We start from the raw sequence: 20,119 nt of genomic DNA on the forward strand, positions 1-20,119 counted from the left end.
ATGGGTGGCGGCGGGCCGGCACTCGTCTAGGATGCAACTTCCGCCACGCCCGGAGATACCCCGCATGCGGCCTGCCCTGATGGCGCTTCTGGTTCTTGCCCTGGGCGCCTGTGCCGAATTGCGCGCCCCGCCGCCCGCCGCCCGCATCCCCGCCGCGCTCGGTGCCGGCGGGGCCGACCCGATGCGGGACGTGGTGACCCAGGCGGCCGCGGCCTTTGCCGATGGCGGCCGATCCCTGGCCGACGATCCCGCCGCCATGGCCCGCGCCGCGGCGCAGGTGGAGTTGATGACGGTCGAGCTGGCGCGCGACCTTCGCTGGGCACCGCTGCCGGCCGGGGTGGGCTTCGAGCTGCGTGGCGCCCGGGTGGAGGTCCGCGCGGCGCTCGGCATCCGCGCCGGCGCCGACCCGGACGAGGTGGTGCGCGCCCTGACCGCGGCGCACCTCGCCCTGGCCCGCCGCGACCGCGCGACGGCGGAAGCCGCGCTCCGACCCGCGCTGTTCGAGCCCGGGGGCGCCCGCACCCTGGCCTACCTCGCCCGCCCCGGCCCGCTGCCGCAGGGCCGCATCGCGACATCCCTGGCGCGGGAGGAGGTGGACCGGCTGGCCACGACCCGCGTCTGGGGTCTCAGCGGCGCGCTGGACCCGCAATCCGGCTGGCTCGACCCGCAGCCGGGACGCGGCATGGGGGCGGGACCCCGCTGAGGGCGAACGCCAGTTGGGATGAACGCCGTACGGTCGGCTGCGTTGCCGATGCATGCCCGAACTGACCGAGCTTTGGCCTGCCCCCTACATCGTCGCCCTGACCGGGCTCGGCTTCCTGATCGCGCTGGTCGCCTGGCTGCCGCTGGCGCTGAAGCGGCTGCCGCTGTCCCTGCCGATCGTCTGCATCGCACTCGGCGCCGGGATCTTCGCGCTGCCGCAGGTCGGGCTGCGGCCGATGCCGATGGACCACCCCGAGATCACCGAGCGCTTCACCGAATTCGTGGTGATCATCGCGCTGATGGGCGCCGGCCTGAAGCTGGACCGCGTGTTCGACTTCCGTCGCTGGGCGGTGACCTGGCGGCTGCTGGCCATCACCATGCCGCTCAGCATCCTGGCGATCACCGGGCTCGGCGCCTGGGCCGGCCTGCCCTGGGTGGCGGCGCTGCTGCTGGGGGCGAGCCTGGCCCCGACCGACCCGGTGCTGGCCGCCGACGTGCAGGTCGGCCCGCCGCTGACAGGGCAGGAGGACGAGGTGCGCTTCGGCCTGACCTCCGAGGCCGGGCTGAATGACGGGCTGGCCTTCCCCTTCGTCAATCTGGCGATCGTGCTGGCGCTGGCCGCCGGCAGCGGCGAGCCCTGGCTGCTGCAGTGGCTCGGCTACAACGTGGTGTGGGAGATCGGCGTCGGCGTGGTCGGCGGCTGGCTGGTCGGGCGCGTCTTCGGCTGGCTGACCTTCCGGATTCCGGCGGAGAGCCAATTGGCGCAGACCGGCGATGGGCTGATCGCCATCGGCGCCACCTTCGTCTCCTACGGCCTGACGGAGATGGTGCACTGCTATGGCTTCCTCGCCGTCTTCATCACCGCGCTGACCCTGCGCCACGCGCACCGCAGGCACGAATTCCACCGCGAGATGCACGACGTGACGGAACAGGTGGAGCGCCTGGCGATGATGGTGCTGCTGCTGCTGTTCGGCGGCGCGCTGGTCTCCGGCCTGCTGGCGCCGTTGCAGTGGGTGGATATCGGCGTGGCACTGGCGGTGCTGCTGGTGGTGCGGCCGGTGGCGGGGCTGCTGGGCCTGGCCGGGCTGCGTGCCCCGTGGCACGAGAAGCTGACTCTCGCCTTCTTCGGCATCCGCGGGGTCGGGTCGTTCTACTACCTGGCCTATGGGCTGAACCACGCGGCGTTCGCCGAGGCCGAGCGGCTATGGGCCATCATCGGGCTGATCGTGCTGCTGTCCGTGCTGCTGCACGGTCTGACGGTGACCCCGGTGATGCGCTGGCTGGACCGGGCGCAGGGCCGCGACCCCGACGCGCCGGAGCGGGCGGAAATCCCGCCGCCGGGGCTGACGGGGCCGGCGCGCTGACTCAATCCTTCGCCATCACCTTCACATAGGTGCCCGGCGCATCGCCCAGTCCGGCATCCGCCGGCTGGCGCGCGGCGACCATCGCCTTGTCCTGCGCCAGCACCCAGCGCTGCCAATCCGGCCACCAGGAGCCTGCGAGTTCGGTGGCGCCGGCGAACCATTCATCGGGTTCCGGCGGCAGGCTGGTGTTCACCCAGTGGCTGTACTTGCCCGAATCGGGCGGGTTCACCACGCCGGCGATGTGGCCGGACGCCGCCAGCACGAAGCGGGTCTTGCCACCATAGATCTGCGTGCCGCGATAGGTGGATTTCCACGGCGCGATGTGGTCCTCCCGCGTCGAGATCATGTAGGTCGGCACCTTGATCTTGCGCAGGTCGAGCGGGACGCCGGCGAGCTCGATGCCGCCGGGCTTAACCAGGTCGTTCTGCTGGTACATCCGGCGCAGGTAGAAGCTGTGCATCTTCGCCGGCATGCGGGTGCTGTCGTCGTTCCAGTACAGCAGGTCGAAGGGGAACGGCTCCTGCCCCATTAGGTAGTTGTTCACCACGAAGGACCAGATCAGGTCGTTGGCGCGCAGCATGTTGAAGGTGGTCGCCATCTCCCGGCCCTCGAGGAAGCCCTTCTTCGACATCTTCTCCTCGATGCCGAGCAACTGTTCCTCGTCGATGAAGACGCCGAGTTCGCCGGCCTCCTCGAAATCCGTCATGGTGACGAAGTAGGTCGCGGTCTTGATCCGCGTGTCCTTTTTCGCGGTCATATGGGCCAGGGTGCAGGCCAGCAGCGTGCCGCCGAGGCAGTAGCCGATGGCGTTGACGGATTTCTCCCCCGTGGCGGCCTCGATCGCGTCGAGCGCGGCGTAGGGGCCCTCCTGCATGTAGTCCTCGAAACCCTTGTCCGAGAGCGCCTCGTCGGGATTGACCCAGGACACCACGAAAACCGTGTGCCCCTGTTCCACCGCCCAGCGGATGAAACTGTTCTTGGGGCGGAGGTCGAGGATGTAGAACTTGTTGATCCAGGGCGGCAGGATCAGCAGCGGCCGCTTCAGCACGCGCTCGGTGGTCGGCGTGTACTGGATCAGCTCCATCAGCGCGTTGCGGAACACCACGCGGCCGGGCGTCACCGCGATGTTCTCGCCGACCTTGAACTTGCTGTCGTCGGTCATGCGGATGCGCAGGTTGCCCTTGCCGCGTTCGAGGTCCGCCAGCAGGTTGGACAGGCCCTTCAGCAGGTTCTCGCCGCCGGTCTCCGCGGTGCGGCGCAGGACTTCCGGGTTGGTCATCAGGAAGTTTGAGGGGCTCATCGCGTCGACGAATTGCCGCGTGTAGAAATCCACCTTCTGCGCGGTCTTGTTGTCGAGACCCTCCGCGCCCTGCACCACGTTGGTGAAGTAGCGGGCGGACAGCAGGTAGGACTGGCGGATGAAGTCGAAGACCTCGTTCTCCCGCCAGGCCTCATGCTTGAAGCGCTTGTCGCCCTTGGGCTCGTGGATCACCGGACCAGCCTGGTCGCCGCCCATCATCCGGCGCGCGGTGTTCTGCCACAGCGTCAGGTAGTCCTGCCAGAAACCGATCTGCGCCTGCACCAGGCGCGCCGGGTTCGCCATCAGCCGGGTGGTCATGTCGAGGAAGGCGGAGCCGATCTGCAGCGGGTCCGGCCCGGTGGCGGGCGCGCCCTCCGCCTGGCGCTTCAGGAAGTCGCCGACGATGCGCTGGCCGCGTTCCGCGACGTCCGCCATGGTGCGGGAGACCATTTCGGGATCGGGCAGGCGGAAGGCGGCCTTTTCGGGCTCGGGGCGGGCCTCGGTCGCCGCCTGGGCGGCGTTGATCCGGGCCGAGCGGATCTCCTCGGTTTCGGACGCCTCCGCCCTGGCCTTGTCCCGCTGGTCCGAACCCTGATCCTGCGCCATGCGCTTCCTGCCCCGCCCCATGCTGCCGTTCGTCGCCGGCGCTCGTCACCGGTCCGGGTGATCCTTCCCGCCGTTCCGACCGCCAGGGACGCTTTCGCCGGCGGGTGGTTCGGGGTAACCCCCTTGCGCAGACATTGGCGCGAAGGATTGGGAAGCCATGCACCCGCGCGTCGGACGCCACGGGAATTTCCGCGAAGGTAGGGGCCACCGTCCTGCGGATCAAGCGGCCGGGGCACTGCGGCGCGCCGCGGGCCCTCTGCTGCTGGGCCTCGCGCTGGCCGGGTGCAGCGACGGCGTGCCGAGGGACGCCGACCCGCGCATCTGGTGGCGCAACCTGAGCGGCGGCTACCTGGATGGGCGGGAGCCGCCGCCAGGCCGCGACGCGCCTTATCCGAACCTGGCGACCGTGCCGCCGCGGCCGGTGCCGCCGGATGCGGCGACACGGGCCGCCATCACCGAGGCCCTGGCGGCGGACCGCCAAGGCTCGCGGGATGCGCTGATCGTGGCGCCGGCCGGCCCGCCGCAGGCCGGCACTGGCCTGCCCGGGGGCACCCGGCCGCCGGCGCCGCCGCGCCTGGCCGCGGTGCCGCGGATCAACCTGGACCCGGAGCCGGCACCCGGCCCCCAGGCCGCGCCGCGCGCCGCGCCGGTGGTGGTGGCGCCGGCCGCCGAGGCGCAGGCCCCGCCGCCGCTGTCCGGCCCGCCCGCCGCGCCGGCGCCAAGCCTGCTGGCGCCACCCGCCGCCGCACCGGACCTGTCCGGCCCGCCCCCGGCGCCGGGGGCGGACCTGCTGGCGCCTCGCCGCGACTGAACCCTTGCGCTATCCTCACAGCCCGCACGCAGCCCACGGACCCTGAGACCATGACCGAGGAGTTCCACCGCATCCGGCGCCTGCCGCCCTATGTCTTCGCCGAGGTCAACTCGGCGAAGGCCAAGGCCCGCGCGGCGGCCGAGGACATCGTGGACCTCGGCATGGGCAACCCGGATTGCCCGACGCCGCCGCATATCGTGGCCAAGCTGGTGGAGGCGGTGGCCGACCCGCGCACGCATCGCTACAGCGCCTCCAAGGGCATCCCCGGCCTGCGAAAGGCGCTCGCCGGCTATTACGACCGCCGCTTCAACGTGAAGCTGGACCCCGAGACCGAGGTGGTGGCGACGCTGGGCAGCAAGGAGGGGCTGGCGAACCTGGCCGCGGCCATCACCTCGCCGGGCGATACCATCCTGGTGCCGAACCCGTCCTACCCGATCCACCAGTTCGGCTTCGTGCTCGCCGGCGCCTCCGTCCGATCCGTGCCCTGCACCCCGGATGACGAGATGCTGGCGGCGCTCGACCGCGCGGTGCGGCATTCCGTGCCGAAGCCGACGGCGCTGATCGTGAACTTCCCGTCGAACCCGACGGCGATGCTGGCGGACCTGTATTTCTACCGGAAGATCGTGGAGTTCGCGCGCAGGCACGAGATCTTCATCCTGTCCGACCTTGCGTACGCGGAAATCTACTTCGGCAGCAACGTGCCGCCCTCGATCCTGGAAGTGCCGGGGGCGAAGGACGTGGCGGTGGAATTCACCTCCATGTCGAAGACCTACAACATGCCGGGCTGGCGCATGGGCTTCGCCGCCGGCAATCCGCGGCTGGTCTCGGCGCTGACGCGGGTGAAGTCCTACCTGGACTACGGCGCCTTCGCCCCGATCCAGATCGCCGCCGCCGCCGCGCTGAACGGCCCGCAGGATTGCGTGCAGGAGATGCGCGACCTGTACCGGGAACGCCGCGACGTGATGGTGAAGGGCCTGGCGAGTGCCGGCTGGAAGGTGCCCTCCCCGGAGGGGTCGATGTTCCTCTGGGCGCCGATCCCGGAGCGCTTCGCGCATCTCGGCAGCGTCGATTTCGCCAAGCTGCTGCTGGCCAAGGCGAAGGTCGCCGTGGCGCCCGGCATCGGCTTCGGCGAGCACGGCGACGGCCATGTCCGCATCGCCCTGGTCGAGAACAGCCAGCGCATCCGCCAGGCCATGCGCGGCATCCGCAGCTTCCTGGCCGTCGACAATGCCGGGCCCGTAGACGCCCCGGCCGGTGCCGTGGACGCGGCCTGAACCCTTACGACGCACCTCGACCCGAAAAGCCCTCTCCCCCCTGTCGGGGGGAGAGGATTGGGTGAGGGGGGGCGCACAGCCTACTCATCTGGACGCAACATCAATGACCAAGCCCCTCTCCATCGCCGTCGCCGGCCTCGGCACCGTCGGCGCCGGTGTCCTCGCCCTGTTGCGCGACAACGCCGCCACCATCACGGCCCGTGCCGGCCGCCCGCTGGCCGTCACCGCCGTCTCCGCCCGCGACCGCACGCGCGACCGCGGCATCTCGCTGTCCGGCCTTCGCTGGTACGAGGACCCGGTGGCGCTCGCGCATGACCCGCATGTGGATGTGGTAGTCGAGGCGATCGGCGGCAGCGATGGCCAGGCGGCCGCCCTGGTGCGCGCGGCGCTGGCCGCCGGCAAGCCGGTGGTCACCGCCAACAAGGCGCTGCTGGCGCTGCACGGCGCCGAACTGGCCGCAACCGCCGAGGCGAAGGGCGTGGCGCTGGGCTTCGAGGCGGCGGTGGCCGGCGGCATCCCGGTGATCAAGGCGATCCGCGAGGGTCTCGCCGCCAACGACATCTCCCGCATCACCGGCATCCTGAACGGCACCTGCAACTACATCCTGACCACGATGCGCGAGCGCGGCCGTGAATTCGCCGAGGCGCTGGCCGAGGCGCAGAAACTTGGCTACGCCGAAGCCGACCCGGCCTTCGACATCGACGGCGTCGATGCCGCGCACAAGCTGGCGATCCTGGCGGCGCTGGCCTTCGGCCGGCCGGTGGATTTCGCCGCGGTGCATGTCGAGGGCATCCGGGAAATCTCCGCGCTGGATATCAGGCTGGCGGAGGAACTGGGCTACCGCATCAAGCTGCTCGGCATCGCGCGCCGCACGGATGCCGGGGTCGAGACCCGCGTGCATCCCTGCATGGTGCCGATCGCGCACCCGATCGCCCGTGTCGACGGCGTGTTCAACGCGGTGGTGGCGGAGGGGGATTTCTGCGGCCGCATCGTGCTGGAAGGCCGCGGCGCCGGCGCCGGGCCGACTGCCAGCGCGGTGGTGGCCGACCTGATCGACATCGCCCGCGACCGCCGCACGCCGGTCTGGGGCGTGGCCGGTTCGGCGCTGTCCCAGGTGCCCTCGGTGCCCATGGGCAAGCGCGTCGGGGCCTACTACCTGCGGCTGATGGTGGTGGACCGCCCGGGCGTCATCGCCGACGTCACCGCCGCCCTGCGCGACCACCACATCAGCCTGGAATCCATGCTGCAGCGCGGCCGCGCGCCGGGCGAGGCGGTGCCGGTGGTGGTGACGACGCATGATTGCGAGGAGGCGCAGATGCGCGCTGCCATCGCCCGCATCCAGTCGCTGGAGGCGGTGGTGGAGAAGCCGGCGCTGATCCGGATCGAGGCGCTGTAGCTTTACAGCCGCGCTGGGGCGGCCAGATGCGGGGGCATGATCCTGCGCCGTATCCTGTTCGCCATCCTCCTGCTCGGCTTGGCCGGCCCGTCCCAGGCGGAGCCCGCCTGGGATGCGCTGCGGGAGGGCGGCATCGTGCTGTTCCGGCATGCCCTGGCGCCGGGTGGCGGCGATCCGCCGGGCATGCGGCTCGGGGACTGCGCGACGCAGCGGAACCTGAGTGCCGAGGGGCGTGCCCAGGCCGTGCGGATCGGGCAGGCGTTCCGGGAGCGGGGCATCGCAGTGGGGGCCGTGCTCGCTTCCGGCTGGTGCCGGGCGCGGGAGACGGCGGACCTGGCCTTCCCGGGTCACGCCAGGCGCGAACCTGTCTTCGATTCCTTCTTCGCCGATCGCGCCGCTGGCCCGGCGCAGACCGAGGCGGCCCGGCGTATGCTACTGGGCTGGTCCGGGCCGGGCGCGCTGGTCGTCAGCACCCACCAGGTGAACATCACTGCCCTGACCGGTGCGCTTTCCGCCTCCGGCGTGGGCATCTTCCCGGCCTCCGGCGAGGGCATCGTGCTGGCCCGCCGGGATGGCGCGTTGGCGGTGGTTGGCCGGATCAGGCCCTGAACCGGCCGCCGGTCACCACCCTGGCACCGCCAGGCCCCTTCCCGCCGGGCCTCGTTCCGGGCAACAAGACCCACACGAACACGCCCGCCCGGAAGGAACGCCCGCCATGCCCGAGACCGATGCCCAGATGGACCGCCAGGTGCATGTCGACCGCAACCTGGCGCTGGAACTGGTGCGGGTGACGGAGGCGGCGGGGCTGGCCGCCAGCCGCTGGATGGGCCGCGGCGACAAGAACGCCGCCGACGGCGCGGCGGTGGAGGCCATGCGCCGCGCCTTCGACACCGTCGCCATCTCCGGCACCGTGGTGATCGGCGAGGGCGAGATGGACGAGGCGCCGATGCTCTATATCGGCGAGAAGGTCGGGCTCTATGCCAATGCCCAGGGGCCGAACATCCCCGAGGTGGATATCGCGGTGGACCCGCTGGAGGGCACCACCATCACCGCCAAGGGCGGCCCCAACGCCATGGCCTGCGTCGCGCTGGCGCAGAAGGGCGGCTTCCTGCACGCGCCGGACGTCTACATGGACAAGATCGCGGTCGGCCCCGGCCTGCCGGACGGCGTTGTGCACATCGATGCCTCGGTCGAGGAGAACCTGACCAACCTGGCCAAGGCCAAGGGCCGCCGGGTCAGCGACCTCGTCGTCTGCCTGCTGGACCGCGACCGGCACAAGGAGATCGTGAAGCGCTGCCGCGCCGCCGGTGCCCGCATCATGATGATCCCGGATGGCGATGTCTCCGGCGTGGTGGCGGTGTCCCAGCTCGACACCGGCGTGGATATCTACCTCGGCAGCGGCGGCGCGCCGGAGGGTGTGCTGGCGGCGGCGGCGCTGCGCTGCATCGGCGGCCAGATGCAGGGCCGGCTGATCTTCGAGAGCGAGGACCAGATCCTGCGCGCCAGGGACATGGGCATCACCGATGCCGGCCGGATCTATTCTATGATGGACATGGCGAAGGGCGACGTGATGTTCGCCGCCACCGGCGTCACCACCGGGCCGATGCTGCGCGGCGTGCGCGACTTCGGCAAGGGCGCCATCACCCATTCCATCGTGATGCGCTCGAAGTCCGGCACCGTCCGCTACGTCGAGGGGCACCACAACTTCGCGCTGAAGCCCGCGGCCTTTACGGGGTGAGCGCGGAGCCGCTCATCCTGGGGGCGCCCGGCGCGGAAGTGGCGCTGGGGGTGCAGCGCAGTGCGCTCGGCCGGCGCTGGATCTGGCGGCAGGGCGATGCGCGCACCGGCCTCGGCATCGCGCAGCGGCTGGAACTGCCCGAACTGGTCGGGCGGCTGCTGGCGGCGCGTGGCGTCGGGGTGGATGCGGCGGCGACCTTCCTGGAGCCGACGCTGCGGGCGCTGATGCCCGACCCCAGCACGCTGCGCGACATGGATGCAGCGGCGTCCCGCCTCGCCGATGCGGCGCAGCGTGGCGAACAGGTGGTGGTCTATGGCGACTACGACGTGGACGGGGCGTGTTCCGGCGCGCTGACCGTGCGATTCCTGCGCGAGCTTGGGGCGCAGGTGGTGCACTACGTGCCGGACCGGCTTTCGGAGGGCTACGGTCCCAACGCCGCCGCCATCGCCAGGCTGTGCGAGCGCGGCGCCACGCTGATCGTCACGGTGGATTGCGGCATCGCGGCGGAGGTGGCGCTGGAGGCCGCGGCCGGCCGCGCCGACATCGTCATCCTGGACCACCACAAGGCCGAAGGCCCGGTGCCGCGGGTGCGGGCGGCGGTGAACCCGAACCGGCTGGATTGCAGCAGCGGCCTCGGCCATCTGTGCGCCGCCGGGGTCGCCTTCCTCGCTGCCGTCGCCACGGTGCGGGAGATGCGGCGGCGCGGCGCCTTCGCGACCCGCCCCGAGCCGAAGCTGCTGGAGTTGCTGGACCTGGTGGCGCTGGCGACGGTCTGCGACGTGATGCCGCTGGTCGGGCTGAACCGGGCGCTGGTGGCGCAGGGGCTGAAGGTCATGGCGCGGCGCGGCCGCGCCGGCATCGCCGCGCTGCTGGAAGTGGCGATGGCGAAGGATGCGCCGACGGCGCACACGCTGGGCTTCCTGCTCGGCCCGCGCATCAACGCCTCCGGCCGCATCGATGAGAGCGACCTCGGCCTGCGGCTGCTGCTGGAGGACGACCCGCTGGAGGCGCGCGCCATGGCGGAGCGCCTCGATACCGTGAACAAGCGGCGGCAGGAGGTGGAGGCGGATGTGCTGGCCGCGGCACTCGCCGAATGCGAGCGCCAGGCGCTGCACGGCCACCCGGTGCTGCTGGTGGTCGGCGAGGGCTGGCACCCCGGCGTGGTCGGCATCGTCGCCGGCCGGATGAAGGAAAAGTACAACCGCCCGGCCTGCGTCGCCGGCGCGGCGGCGGGCATCGCCAAGGGCTCCGGGCGCTCCGTCGCCGGGGTGGACCTGGGTGCTGCCATCATCGCGGCACGCCAGGCGGGGCTGCTGGAGACCGGCGGCGGGCACGCCATGGCGGCGGGGTTTTCGTTCAAGGTGGCGCGGGAGGGGGAGTTCCATTCCTTCCTGGACGAGCGCCTGTCGCATGCCGCGGACCTGCCGGGTGCGGCCGACCTGGCGGTGGAGGGGGCGCTGGCGGTGCAGGGGGCGACGGTGGACGTCGCCTCCCAGATCGCGCGGCTGGCACCCTTCGGCGCGGGCAACGAGGAACCTGTGTTCGTTGTCTCCCGCGCCCGGGTGGTGCGGGCCGACCGGGTGGGGAAGGAGGGCGGCACGATTCGCGCCTTCCTGGAAGGCGAGGGTGGCGGCGGGCGGCTGAAGGCGATCTGCTTCCGGGCCAAGGAAGGCCCGCTGGCCGCGGCGCTGCTCGGCGGCGGCTCCCTGCACCTGGCGGGGCATCTGCGGGCGGAAAGCTGGAACGACAGCGTGACCGCGAGCTTCCATGTGGTGGATGCCGCGCCGGTTGTTTGAGACCGGTCGGGTGAATCGCTTGGTAACAATGCCGGGCTTGAATGGCAGCCCCGCGGGGGCAACATCACGCTCGATGGAAACGCACCGAACCCCGCCCGTCCTCGACATGACGCCCGAGGGCGATTTCCGCCAGCCGCCGACCCCGCCGCGTCCCGGCAAGCTGGACCGCTTCCTGGGCCGCGTCGGCGGCGTGGCGATCCTGGTGGCGCTGGTCGCCGGCGGGCTGCTGCTGGCCTCGCTGGCCGTGGTGTTCGTCGGGTTGATCCTGCCGGTGCTGCTGGTGGCCGGGCTGATCGGCGCCGGGTCGCTGTGGTGGCGGATGCGCCGGGCGAAGCAGCAGGGCCGGCCCGTCTTCGTCGTGATGCGCCGCTGACGCGGGCGCCGTTCCGGGTCGAACCGGCCCGGCTCTACCAGGTTTCCGCGCGCGGCACGGCCTGGACCGAGGGTGACCCGGCCGAGGCCGCCGCGCGCCTGCGCCGGATGCGCTGGCTGTTCGGCATCGGCATCGCGGTGAATGCGCTGACCTGGACGGCGGCCGGCGCCGCGCTGGTGCTGGGCGGCCAGGCCTGGGGCGCCGGCTTCGGGCTTCTTGCGGTGCTGACGGCGCCGCTGCTGGCCTTGCCGGCCCTGGCCGAGGCGGCGGCATGGCGCCGCGCGCGGCGCTCGCACCGCCAGCGCCCACCCAACTTCCCGGCGCGGTAGGGCCTCCTCAGGCAGCCGCCGCCATCGGCAGCGCGGCGTGTGCCTCCGCCAGCAGCCGGTACGAGTCCCGGCGCGCCTCCGCATCGTGACAGGGCGTCAGCACCGCGACTTCCTCCACCCCCTGCGCCGCCGCCATCTCCCGCAGCCGCGCCACCACCTGCTCCGGCGCGCCGACCAGGGCGCGGGCGCGCATGCGCTCGATCCGGGCGAGGTCGTCCGGCGTATAGGGGTAGGACTCGGCCTCCTCCAGGCTCGGCAGCGGCGGGTAGATGCCGCGGTCGCGCGACAGGCGCCACAGGGCGCGGGACTGGAACTGGCGGATCGCCTCGGCCTCGGTCGCGGCGGTCAGGGCGAAGACGGCCAGCGCGCCCTTCGGTGTCGCGAGGCGGCCGGGGGTGGCGGGGTGCGGGCGAAACCCTTCGCGGTAGAGCGCCATCGCCTCGGCGCTGCCGCGTCCGTCGGTGATGAAATGGGCGAAGCAGTAGGGCAGGCCGAAATAGGCGGCGAGCTGCGCGCCGAAATCGGAACTGCCGAGGATCCACACCTCCGGCCGCGTCGGGATGTCCGGATTGGCGGTGACCATGCGGAAGGGATGGCTTTCCGGCAGTCCGTCGCCGAGCCAGCCCATCAGGTCCTGCACGAGCTGCGGAAAGCGGTCCGCCGCCTGCGCCGCATCCGGGTTCAGCGCATAGGCGGTGCGGCCATCGGAGCCCGGGGCACGGCCGACGCCGAGGTCGATGCGGCCGGGCGCGATCGCCTCCAGCACCCGGAACTGCTCGGCGATCTTCAGGGCGGAGTAGTGCGGCAGCATGATGCCGGCGGTGCCGATGCGGATGCGCTGCGTGGTGGCGGCGATGGCGGCGACCAGGATCTCGGGCGCGGTGCCGGCGTGGGAGGCGCTGTTGTGGTGCTCGGCCAGCCAATAGCGGCGATAGCCCCACTGGTCGGCCAGCTTCGCCAGCGCCAGCGTCTCCCGGATCGCCTCGTCGGCGCCGCGGCCGGAGGCGATGGTGGATTGGTCGAGAATGGACAGGCTGAGCGGCATGATGGACCCTCCGGACCGCCAAGGTGGGGCCTTCGCCCCGTCGCGTCGAGGCTTTGGGTCGAGGTTGCTGATGACCGAGGAAGACTTCATGCGCCACGCCATCGCGCTGTCCCGCCAGGGGATGGCGGATGGCGCCGGCGGGCCGTTCGGCGCGGTGGTGGTGCTGGACGGGCAGGTGGTGGCGGAGGGGTGGAACCAGGTCACCTCCACGAATGATCCGACCGCCCATGCGGAGGTGGTGGCGATCCGCCGCGCCTGCACCGCGCTGGGCCGCTTCGACCTGCGGGGCGCCACGGTCTACACCAGCTGCGAGCCCTGCCCGATGTGCCTGGCGGCGCTGTACTGGTCGCGCTGCGATGCGGTGGTCTATGCGAATGACCGGCAGCAGGCGGCGGCGATCGGCTTCGACGACGAGTTCCTGTACGCGGAGGTCGCGAAGCCGGTCGCGGCGCGCAGCCTGCCGATGCGGCGGCTGCTGGGGGCGGAGGCGGCGGAGGTGTTTGCCGAGTGGTCGGGGAAGGTGGATCGGGTGCCCTACTGAGGCCAGCCCGTCCTACCCCGCCACCCGCCCGAACACCGCCGTCAGCACCGCATACAGCACCCCGCCCACCAGGAAGCCCACCAGCGTCCCGTTCATGCGGACATACTGCAGGTCCTTGCCGACCCGCAGCTCGATCTTCTCCGTCACCGTCGCGGTATCCCAGTTCCGCACCACCCCCGCGATGAACTCCGAAAGCTGGCTGCGGGCGCGGGGCAGCAGGGCGATCAGGGCGCGTTCGGCGCCGCGGTTCAGGCGCAGCCGGGCGGCCTCGTCGCCCTCCAGCATGGTGCCGATGTTGGCCAGAGCCGATTGCAGCGCCTGCACGGTGCGGCCGTTGGGGTTGGTGGCGTCGGCTTCCAGCGCGGTGCGCAGCCGGCCCCAGATGTCCATCAGCCAGCCGGCCACGGCGGGGTGAGAGACCGCTTCCCGCAATGCGCGGCCGACGGCGGCGGCGCGTTCCGGGTCGGTCTCCAGCCGGTGGATCTCGGCGCGGATCCAGGCCTCGAAGGCGGCCCGCAGGTCGCTGTCGCCGGGCTGCACGCGGTCCAGCTCGGCGTTCAGGGCGGACAGCACGCGGCGCGCGATGCCGGCGCCGGCGAACCAGCCGACCAGGGCGCCGCCCTCCGCCCGCACCCGCGCGGCGATGGCGGCCTGCAACTGGTCCTCCTTCGCCGCCAGCACGGCCTTGAGCTGGCCGACGGCGAGGTCGAACACCTCCTGGTGCCGGCCGCCCTCGATCAGCGCGGTCAGGGCGCGGGCCAGGACGCGGGCGGCGCCGGGGCCGCCGGCGAGGCGCGGCAGCAGGCGGGCGAGCAGGCGCCGCGCGCGGCCATCCTCCAGGCTCGCCAGGATGCGGGGCAGGGAATTGGCGAGCGCGGCGGCGGCCGGCTGCACCGCCTCGGGGTCCGAGAAGAAGTCACCCAGCACGCGCGCCAGGTCCACCTTGGACAGCACCCGGGAAACCTCGGCTTCCGTGAAGACGTGGTTGGCGACGAAGCGGCCGAGCCCGGCGCCCAGCCTTTCCTTCTGCATCGGGATGATGGCGGTGTGCGGGATGGGCAGGCCGAGCGGGTGGCGGAACAGCGCCGTCACCGCGAACCAGTCGGCGATGCCGCCGACCACGCCGGCCTTGGCGGCGGCCTGCAACAGGTCCGTGCCGTAGCCTGGCGGCAGGGCGTAGCTGCCCAGCAGCAGCCCGCCCATGCCGGCCAGCAGGCCGTTGGCGGCGGTGCGGTGGCGGCGCAGGCCGCGGCGCAGGGCGTCGTCGGGGTCGAGGGGCGAGGGGGGAGGGGGGCTGTCCTGCATCAGGCGCGCAGGTAGTCCGCCGGGAGGGCTTTGCCCAGCACCTTCTCGACCGCTATAGGGGTGTGACGTTATAAGGTAACCATGCGCATCTCGATCCCCGATCCCCTCGCCCTGTCCTCCGGTGCCGGCGCCCGGCTGTTGCTGGCGCTCGGCGTGCTGGCGGGGCTGTGGGCGGCCGTCGCCTGGGCGTTGGCACTATGAGGGGACCGGCGGCATGAGGGGGCCGGCGGTCGAACTCGCCGACCTGACGGCGACGCATCAGCGGCATCCGGCGGTGCATCACGTCTCCGCGCGCTTCGCGCCGGGCAGCCTGGCGGCGATCGTCGGGCCGAATGGGGCGGGCAAGACCACGCTGCTGCGCACCATCGCCGGGCTGCACAAGGTGGATGCCGGGCGGGTCGCCATCTCCGGCGTGAAGCCGCGCATCGCCCTGCTGCCGCAGCAATCCGGCATGGACCGGGGCTTTCCGATCCTGTGCCTCGATGTGGTGCTGCAGGGGCTGTGGTCGCGGCTCGGCGCCTTCCGCGGGACTGGCCCGGCGGACCGTGACCGGGCGTTGGCGGCGCTGGAGGCGGTGGGCCTGGGCGGGTTTGCCCGACGCCCCGTCGGTGCGATGTCCGCCGGGCAGTTCCAGCGCCTGCTGTTCGCCCGGCTGCTGGTGCAGGACGCCGACCTCATCCTGCTGGACGAGCCGTTCAACGCCGTCGATGCCCGCACCGCCGCGGACCTGCTGGCCGTGCTGCGGCGCTGGCATGGCGAGGGCCGCACCGTGCTGGCGGTGCTGCACGACCTCGATCTGGTGCAGCGCGAATTCCCGGACTGCCTGCTGCTGGCGCGGGAGGCGATTGCCTGCGGGCCGACCGCGGAGGTGTTGTCCGCCAGCAACCGCCTGCGCGCCCGCATGATGGCCGAGGCCTGGGACGAAGCCGCCCCCGCCTGCGAGTCCACCAGCCGGGCGGCCTGACCTTGGACGCGGTCTTCGGCCCCTTCATCGAGTTCGGCTTCATGCGCCGGGCGCTGGTGGGCTGCCTGGCGCTGGCCGTGGCGGCGCCGCTGCTCGGCGTGTTCCTGATGCTGCGGCGCACCTCCCTGACCGCCGAGGTCCTGGCGCATGGGGTGACGCCCGGTATTGCCGCGGGGTTTCTCATCGCCGGGCTTTCGGTGCCGGCCATGTCGCTCGGCGGGCTGGTCGCCGGGCTGGCGGTGGCGGTCGGCGCCGGGGCGCTGTCGCGGGCGACGGGGGGGCGGGAGGATGCCTCGCTGACGGCGCTGTATCTCATCGCGCTTGCGCTCGGCGTCACGCTGGTGTCGCTGCGGGGCGATACGGCGGACCTCACGCATCTGCTGTTCGGCCAGGTGCTCGGCGTGGATGACCCGGCGCTGCTGCTGATGGCGGGGGTGGCCACGCTGACCCTGCCGCTGCTGGCGCTGGCCTGGCGGCCGCTGGCGCTGGAATGCTTCGACCCGGGCTTCGCGCAGGCGGAAGGCGTGCGCGGCGGGTTGTGGCACGCGCTGTTCCTGGTGCTGGTGGTGCTGAACGTGCTGGCCGCCTTCCAGGCCATGGGCACGCTGATGGCGGTGGGGCTGATGATGCTGCCGGCGGTGGCCTCCCGGCACTGGGCGCGGGAATTGTCCGGGCTCGCCTATGCGGCGGTCGGGCTGGCTGTGCTGTCCGCCCTCTTTGGCCTGCTGGCGAGCTACCACCTGGACCTGCCCTCCGGCCCGGCCATCGTGCTGACCGCGGGGGTGTTGTGGGTGGTGTCCGTGGTCGCGGGGCCGGTCGATGGCCTGCTGGTGCGCTGGCTGGCGCGGCCGCACTTGGCGGGCTGAGGCGTTCAGGCGGGGTGGACCACGTCCCAATGCTCCGCGATTCGACCATCGGCGACCCTGAAAATATCCACGATCGTGCTGCCGCTGGCGTCCGGTGCCGGGGTGACGTGGACGTCCAGCCAGACCAGGTCGCCTTCCGCCGCGCTGCGGACGATCCGGCTGCGCGCCTCTGGCCCGGTCGCCAGGATGCGCGTGAACAGGGTGGCGAATCGGGCGCGGCCATCCTCGGCCAGCAGGCGCCGCACCACGCCGAGGTCACGGCGGATGAAGGCGCCCTCGTAGAATTCCACGACCAGCCGGCGGTTGCGTTCCTCCTGCACCAGGTCGCGGCCGGCTGTGGCAGCCTGGGCGCGGGCGCCGGGGGCGGCGAGCAGGAAGGCCAGGGTGGCGAAGGCGGCGCGGCGGGGCAGGGTCTTCACGGCAGGCTCCGGGCCGAGGGGCCCTGACCAATCGGTAGCATGGTCCGGCCGGCGTGCAGCGCAGCGCCGCGTGACCAATCGTAACGTCGCCTATTTCTTGGTCAGCCGGTCGAGCACGCCGAGCGCCACCGCGCCGGCCAGGAACATGCCGTGGATCGCGAGGCCCCACATCACCGCGCGGTCGTCGTAGTTGCCGATCTCCATGAAGATCTGCAGCAGGTGGATGGAGGAGATGGCGATGAGCGCGGAGGCCAATTTGATCTTGAGGTTGCCGCGGTCGATGTTCGCGACCCAGTTCACCCCCTCCGCATCCTCGTGCCGGCCGAGGCGCGACACCAGGCTGTCGTAGGAGGAGATCATCACGGTGACGACCAGGGAGGCGACCAGCGCCGCGTCCAGCAGGTGCAGCAGCCCCAGCAGTTGCTGGTTGTCCGACCCATCCAGCGCATTGCCGGCATATTTCCACAGCTTGACCACGAAGCCCACGCCATAGATCGCCAGCGCGACCGCCAGGCCCAGGAAGAACAGCACCAGCATGTGGCGGCTGGCGAGGATGGCTTTGTCGATGATGGACTGCATGTCACGCTCCGCGATCGGCACGATTTGCCCCGTCGCGGGGCCAGAGGGAAGCATGGAGGGAAGCATGGCGATTCGTCGTATCGCGGAAGAACAGCGCCTGTCGGGCGCGGTGGTCGGGGGCGGGCTGGTCTGGCTGGCCGGGCAGGTGGCGGATGATCCATCCCTGGATGCGGAGGGCCAGACGGCGGACATCCTGGCGCAGATCGACGCGCTGCTGGCGGAGGCCGGGACCGACAAGCGGGCGCTGCTGAGCGTGACCATCGTGCTGGCGGATATCCGCGACGCGCCGGCGATGAACCGGGCCTGGGATGCCTGGCTGGATGCCGCGGCCAAGCCCGCGCGGATGACGATCGAGGCGGCGCTGGTCGATCCGCGCTGGAAGGTGGAGATCACCGGGGTGGCGCAGGCGGCAAGCTGAAGCATTTTCAAGCCCGGCGTTTACGCCGGGCGACTCGGAAAATGCGCCATGACCACCACCCCCTCGACCGCGGCGGCCGGGGCAGGCATTTAGCGGGCAGCCTTGCCAGTGCCCGAGGGCGGCCGCGTGGCCGCCGCAATCGGGCGCAACAGTTGCGACGAACGAGGAGTGCGCATGAACATCCTGCTGACCGGCGGCCTGGGTTTCATCGGTTCGGCCGTGGTCCGTCGCCTGATCGCCACCACGGATCATGTGGTGGTGAATGTGGACAAGGAGACCTATGCGGCGAGCCACGAGGCGCTGGACGGCGCGCGCGGCCATGCCCGCCATGTCCATGTGAAGGCCGACATCTGCGATGCGGAGGCGATGTCCGCGGTCCTCGCGCAATGGCAGCCGGAGGTGGTGATGCACCTGGCTGCCGAAAGCCATGTGGACCGCAGCATCGATGGCCCGGCCGAGTTCATCCGCACCAACGTGGTCGGCACCCAGGTGCTGCTGGAGGCGGCGCGGGCCTACTGGTCCGGCCTGTCGGAGCCGGCGAAGGCACAGTTCCGGTTCCACCACATCTCGACGGACGAGGTGTTCGGCAGCCTGGAATCCGCCGACGACAAGCCCTTCGACGAGCACACGCCTTATGACCCGCGCAGCCCCTACAGCGCGTCGAAGGCGGCCTCCGACCACCTGGTGCGGGCCTGGCACCACACCTACGGGTTTCCGTCCTTCGTCTCCAACACCACGAACAACTACGGGCCGTGGCAATTTCCGGAGAAGCTGATCCCGCTGGTGTCGCTGAATGCGCTGCACGGTCAGCCGCTGCCGGTGTACGGCGACGGTTCCAACATCCGCGACTGGATCCATGTCGAGGATCATGCGGAGGCGCTGTGCCTCGCCGCGCTGCACGCCGGCAAGCCGGGCGGCACCTACTGCATCGGGCCGCGGCAGGAACGCAGCAACCTCCAGGTGGTGCGGGCCATCTGCGCCGTGTTGGACCGGTTGCGGCCGGACCCGGCCGGGCCGCGGGAGCGGCTGATCACCTATGTGAAGGACCGGCCGGGGCACGATTTCCGCTACGCCATGGACCCTTCCGGCGCCGAAAAGGTCTTGGGCTGGACGGCGAAGTATGATTTCGAGAGCGGTCTGGAACACACGCTGCGCTGGTACCTGGACCATGAGGCCTGGTGGGGCCCGATCCGGGCGGCGCGCTATTCCGGGCAGCGGCTCGGCAAGACGGGTTAGGGTTTATCCCTCTCCCCCATCCTTCATGGGGGAGAGGGCCTTGGATTGATGCTTGAGGAACCTGGACACATGGATGGCTGGCGCGGCAAGCGCGTGTTGGTGACGGGCGGGGCGGGGTTCCTCGGCAGCGGGTTGTGCCATGCCCTGGCCGCCGAGGGGGCCCGTGTCGTGGCGCTGGACGTGATGGAGCCGGAGGGCGGCGCCAGCCCGCTGAACCTGGAAGGCAGCAACGTCATGCTGGTGCGGGGCGACATCCGCGACGCCGAGCTGCACAGCCTGTGCCAGGGCATCGACGTGCTGTTCAACATGGCGGCGCAGACCAGCCACATGGGCGGCCAGCGCGACCCGGTCTCCGACATCGCGATCAACGCCGTGGCGCAGGTGCGCCTCATCGGCGTGATGCGGGAGGCGGCGCCGAAGGCGACCGTGGTGCATGCCTCCACCCGGCAGTTCTACGGCCGGCCGCAATACCTGCCGGTGGACGAGAAGCACACGGTGAACCCGCCGGACGCCAACGGCGTGTCGAAATGGGCCGGCGAACAGTACTGGCTGCTGGAGAACCGGGTGCATGGCCGCCCGGTGGTGTCCCTGCGGCTGACCAATTGCTACGGCCCGCGGCTGCGCATCAAGGATGCCAAGCAAACCTTCCTCGGCATCTGGATCCGCCGGGTGCTGGAAGGCGAGCCCTTCGAGGTGTGGGGCGGCGAGCAGCTGCGCGACCTGACCTACCTGGACGACGTGACGGACGCCTTCCTGCGCGCCGGCCTGCAGGCGAGCCGGCCGGAGGTGAATGGCCGCGTCTTCAACATCGGCGGCCCACCGCCACTTTCCCTGACGGAACTGGCGGAGCGACTGATCGCGGCCAATGGCGGCCAGGGCAGCTACGTGACCAAGACCTTCCCGGCCGACCGGGCGCAGATCGATATCGGCAGCTACGCCGCCGATGACCGTGCCTTCCGCGCCGCCACCGGCTGGTGGCCGCGCATCGAAGTGGATGAGGGGCTGCGCCGGTCGCTGGACTGGTACCGGCCGCGCCTTGCCGAATACGTGGCCTGAG

General features: G+C 71.6%; 21 protein-coding genes. 16 read left to right on the forward strand and 5 right to left on the reverse strand.

Going from position 1 to position 20,119, the window contains the following annotated elements; all coding sequences use genetic code 11:
• Nucleotides 1-64 precede the first annotated feature (64 nt).
• Nucleotides 65-703: a hypothetical protein gene (locus ACFHPP_RS21935; protein WP_437165372.1), complete on the forward strand. Its 639-nt coding sequence runs from the start codon at nucleotides 65-67 to the stop codon at nucleotides 701-703.
• Nucleotides 704-755: 52 nt separating this feature from the next.
• On the forward strand, nucleotides 756-2,066 hold the full coding sequence (locus tag ACFHPP_RS21940) for a cation:proton antiporter (protein ID WP_437165373.1): 1,311 nt from the start codon (nucleotides 756-758) through the stop codon (nucleotides 2,064-2,066).
• Nucleotide 2,067: 1 nt separating this feature from the next.
• Here the strand turns inward: ACFHPP_RS21940 and ACFHPP_RS21945 are convergent, their stop codons facing one another.
• Nucleotides 2,068-3,816: a PHA/PHB synthase family protein gene (locus ACFHPP_RS21945; RefSeq protein WP_437165434.1), complete on the reverse strand. Its 1,749-nt coding sequence runs from the start codon at nucleotides 3,814-3,816 to the stop codon at nucleotides 2,068-2,070.
• A 451-nt stretch (nucleotides 3,817-4,267) separates the two neighbouring features.
• Between ACFHPP_RS21945 and ACFHPP_RS21950 the strand changes: the two genes are divergently transcribed.
• From ACFHPP_RS21950 to ACFHPP_RS21985, 8 genes are all read left to right on the forward strand, one after another.
• Nucleotides 4,268-4,783 carry a hypothetical protein gene (locus tag ACFHPP_RS21950; protein WP_437165374.1) on the forward strand — a complete coding sequence of 172 codons (516 nt, stop codon included), beginning with the start codon at nucleotides 4,268-4,270 and terminating at the stop codon, nucleotides 4,781-4,783.
• 50 nt (nucleotides 4,784-4,833) lie between these two features.
• Entirely contained in the window at nucleotides 4,834-6,057 is a 1,224-nt protein-coding gene (locus ACFHPP_RS21955) for an LL-diaminopimelate aminotransferase (protein ID WP_437165375.1), read from the forward strand.
• 103 nt (nucleotides 6,058-6,160) lie between these two features.
• On the forward strand, nucleotides 6,161-7,453 hold the full coding sequence (locus ACFHPP_RS21960; RefSeq protein WP_437165376.1) for a homoserine dehydrogenase: 1,293 nt from the start codon (nucleotides 6,161-6,163) through the stop codon (nucleotides 7,451-7,453).
• Nucleotides 7,454-7,489: 36 nt separating this feature from the next.
• Nucleotides 7,490-8,062 (forward strand): histidine phosphatase family protein, encoded by a 573-nt coding sequence (locus ACFHPP_RS21965; protein WP_437165377.1) that lies wholly within the window; start codon nucleotides 7,490-7,492, stop codon nucleotides 8,060-8,062.
• 106 nt (nucleotides 8,063-8,168) lie between these two features.
• Complete coding sequence (glpX, locus tag ACFHPP_RS21970; protein WP_437165378.1) at nucleotides 8,169-9,191, forward strand: class II fructose-bisphosphatase; 1,023 nt, start codon at nucleotides 8,169-8,171, stop codon at nucleotides 9,189-9,191.
• A complete protein-coding gene (gene recJ, locus ACFHPP_RS21975; protein WP_437165379.1) occupies nucleotides 9,188-10,987 on the forward strand; it encodes a single-stranded-DNA-specific exonuclease RecJ in 1,800 nt (599 codons plus the stop codon). Before glpX ends, recJ begins: the two co-directional genes overlap by 4 nt.
• Nucleotides 10,988-11,060: 73 nt before the next feature.
• Nucleotides 11,061-11,360, forward strand: coding sequence for a hypothetical protein (locus tag ACFHPP_RS21980; protein ID WP_437165380.1), 300 nt, complete (start codon nucleotides 11,061-11,063; stop codon nucleotides 11,358-11,360).
• Entirely contained in the window at nucleotides 11,300-11,689 is a 390-nt protein-coding gene (locus ACFHPP_RS21985) for a hypothetical protein (RefSeq protein ID WP_437165381.1), read from the forward strand. The genes ACFHPP_RS21980 and ACFHPP_RS21985 overlap by 61 nt, the downstream gene beginning before the upstream one ends.
• Before the next feature lie 7 nt (nucleotides 11,690-11,696).
• Here ACFHPP_RS21985 and ACFHPP_RS21990 read toward each other — a convergent pair whose 3' ends face one another.
• Nucleotides 11,697-12,734, reverse strand: a complete 1,038-nt coding sequence (locus tag ACFHPP_RS21990) for an LLM class flavin-dependent oxidoreductase (RefSeq protein ID WP_437165382.1) — start codon at nucleotides 12,732-12,734, stop codon at nucleotides 11,697-11,699.
• 70 nt (nucleotides 12,735-12,804) lie between these two features.
• Here ACFHPP_RS21990 and ACFHPP_RS21995 point away from each other — a divergent pair, with 70 nt between their 5' ends.
• Nucleotides 12,805-13,275 (forward strand): nucleoside deaminase, encoded by a 471-nt coding sequence (locus ACFHPP_RS21995; protein WP_437165383.1) that lies wholly within the window; start codon nucleotides 12,805-12,807, stop codon nucleotides 13,273-13,275.
• A 12-nt stretch (nucleotides 13,276-13,287) separates the two neighbouring features.
• Here the strand turns inward: ACFHPP_RS21995 and ACFHPP_RS22000 are convergent, their stop codons facing one another.
• Complete coding sequence (locus ACFHPP_RS22000) at nucleotides 13,288-14,580, reverse strand: DUF445 domain-containing protein (protein WP_437165384.1); 1,293 nt, start codon at nucleotides 14,578-14,580, stop codon at nucleotides 13,288-13,290.
• Between the two features lie 214 nt (nucleotides 14,581-14,794).
• Between ACFHPP_RS22000 and ACFHPP_RS22005 the strand changes: the two genes are divergently transcribed.
• Complete coding sequence (locus ACFHPP_RS22005; RefSeq protein WP_437165385.1) at nucleotides 14,795-15,544, forward strand: metal ABC transporter ATP-binding protein; 750 nt, start codon at nucleotides 14,795-14,797, stop codon at nucleotides 15,542-15,544.
• Between the two features lie 2 nt (nucleotides 15,545-15,546).
• Nucleotides 15,547-16,410, forward strand: a complete 864-nt coding sequence (locus tag ACFHPP_RS22010) for a metal ABC transporter permease (protein ID WP_437165386.1) — start codon at nucleotides 15,547-15,549, stop codon at nucleotides 16,408-16,410.
• Between the two features lie 5 nt (nucleotides 16,411-16,415).
• On the opposite strand, the gene ACFHPP_RS22015 is transcribed toward ACFHPP_RS22010, so the two are convergent.
• A complete protein-coding gene (locus ACFHPP_RS22015) occupies nucleotides 16,416-16,829 on the reverse strand; it encodes a nuclear transport factor 2 family protein (protein WP_437165387.1) in 414 nt (137 codons plus the stop codon).
• A gap of 90 nt (nucleotides 16,830-16,919) precedes the next feature.
• Nucleotides 16,920-17,408 (reverse strand): YqhA family protein, encoded by a 489-nt coding sequence (locus tag ACFHPP_RS22020; RefSeq protein ID WP_430672029.1) that lies wholly within the window; start codon nucleotides 17,406-17,408, stop codon nucleotides 16,920-16,922.
• 64 nt (nucleotides 17,409-17,472) lie between these two features.
• On the opposite strand from ACFHPP_RS22020, the gene ACFHPP_RS22025 reads away from it, so the two are divergent.
• The 3 genes from ACFHPP_RS22025 to ACFHPP_RS22035 all read left to right on the forward strand — a co-directional run bounded on the left by ACFHPP_RS22025 (nucleotide 17,473) and on the right by ACFHPP_RS22035 (nucleotide 20,118).
• Nucleotides 17,473-17,826 (forward strand): RidA family protein, encoded by a 354-nt coding sequence (locus ACFHPP_RS22025; protein ID WP_437165388.1) that lies wholly within the window; start codon nucleotides 17,473-17,475, stop codon nucleotides 17,824-17,826.
• A gap of 174 nt (nucleotides 17,827-18,000) precedes the next feature.
• Nucleotides 18,001-19,062, forward strand: a complete 1,062-nt coding sequence (gene rfbB, locus ACFHPP_RS22030) for a dTDP-glucose 4,6-dehydratase (protein WP_437165389.1) — start codon at nucleotides 18,001-18,003, stop codon at nucleotides 19,060-19,062.
• A 69-nt stretch (nucleotides 19,063-19,131) separates the two neighbouring features.
• Nucleotides 19,132-20,118 carry an NAD-dependent epimerase/dehydratase family protein gene (locus tag ACFHPP_RS22035; RefSeq protein WP_437165390.1) on the forward strand — a complete coding sequence of 329 codons (987 nt, stop codon included), beginning with the start codon at nucleotides 19,132-19,134 and terminating at the stop codon, nucleotides 20,116-20,118.
• The last annotated feature ends 1 nt before the right edge of the window (nucleotide 20,119 follow it).

It is taken from the genome of Falsiroseomonas sp. E2-1-a20, assembly GCF_051433195.1.
GTDB lineage: Bacteria > Pseudomonadota > Alphaproteobacteria > Acetobacterales > Acetobacteraceae > Falsiroseomonas.

Bases quoted from the DNA above. Each gene is read 5' to 3' on its own strand.
- ACFHPP_RS21965 (WP_437165377.1), top strand. From the start codon at position 7,490: ATGATCCTGCGCCGTATCCTGTTCGCCATCCTCCTGCTCGGCTTGGCC.
- rfbB (WP_437165389.1), top strand. From the start codon at position 18,001: ATGAACATCCTGCTGACCGGCGGCCTGGGTTTCATCGGTTCGGCCGTG.
- ACFHPP_RS22025 (WP_437165388.1), top strand. From the start codon at position 17,473: ATGGCGATTCGTCGTATCGCGGAAGAACAGCGCCTGTCGGGCGCGGTG.
- ACFHPP_RS21980 (WP_437165380.1), top strand. From the start codon at position 11,061: ATGGAAACGCACCGAACCCCGCCCGTCCTCGACATGACGCCCGAGGGC.
- ACFHPP_RS21945 (WP_437165434.1), bottom strand. From the start codon at position 3,816: ATGGTCTCCCGCACCATGGCGGACGTCGCGGAACGCGGCCAGCGCATC.
- ACFHPP_RS22005 (WP_437165385.1), top strand. From the start codon at position 14,795: ATGAGGGGGCCGGCGGTCGAACTCGCCGACCTGACGGCGACGCATCAG.
- ACFHPP_RS21940 (WP_437165373.1), top strand. From the start codon at position 756: ATGCCCGAACTGACCGAGCTTTGGCCTGCCCCCTACATCGTCGCCCTG.
- ACFHPP_RS21990 (WP_437165382.1), bottom strand. From the start codon at position 12,734: ATGCCGCTCAGCCTGTCCATTCTCGACCAATCCACCATCGCCTCCGGC.
- ACFHPP_RS21995 (WP_437165383.1), top strand. From the start codon at position 12,805: ATGACCGAGGAAGACTTCATGCGCCACGCCATCGCGCTGTCCCGCCAG.
- ACFHPP_RS22020 (WP_430672029.1), bottom strand. From the start codon at position 17,408: ATGCAGTCCATCATCGACAAAGCCATCCTCGCCAGCCGCCACATGCTG.
- ACFHPP_RS22000 (WP_437165384.1), bottom strand. From the start codon at position 14,580: ATGCAGGACAGCCCCCCTCCCCCCTCGCCCCTCGACCCCGACGACGCC.
- glpX (WP_437165378.1), top strand. From the start codon at position 8,169: ATGCCCGAGACCGATGCCCAGATGGACCGCCAGGTGCATGTCGACCGC.
- ACFHPP_RS21935 (WP_437165372.1), top strand. From the start codon at position 65: ATGCGGCCTGCCCTGATGGCGCTTCTGGTTCTTGCCCTGGGCGCCTGT.
- ACFHPP_RS21955 (WP_437165375.1), top strand. From the start codon at position 4,834: ATGACCGAGGAGTTCCACCGCATCCGGCGCCTGCCGCCCTATGTCTTC.
- ACFHPP_RS21960 (WP_437165376.1), top strand. From the start codon at position 6,161: ATGACCAAGCCCCTCTCCATCGCCGTCGCCGGCCTCGGCACCGTCGGC.
- ACFHPP_RS22035 (WP_437165390.1), top strand. From the start codon at position 19,132: ATGGATGGCTGGCGCGGCAAGCGCGTGTTGGTGACGGGCGGGGCGGGG.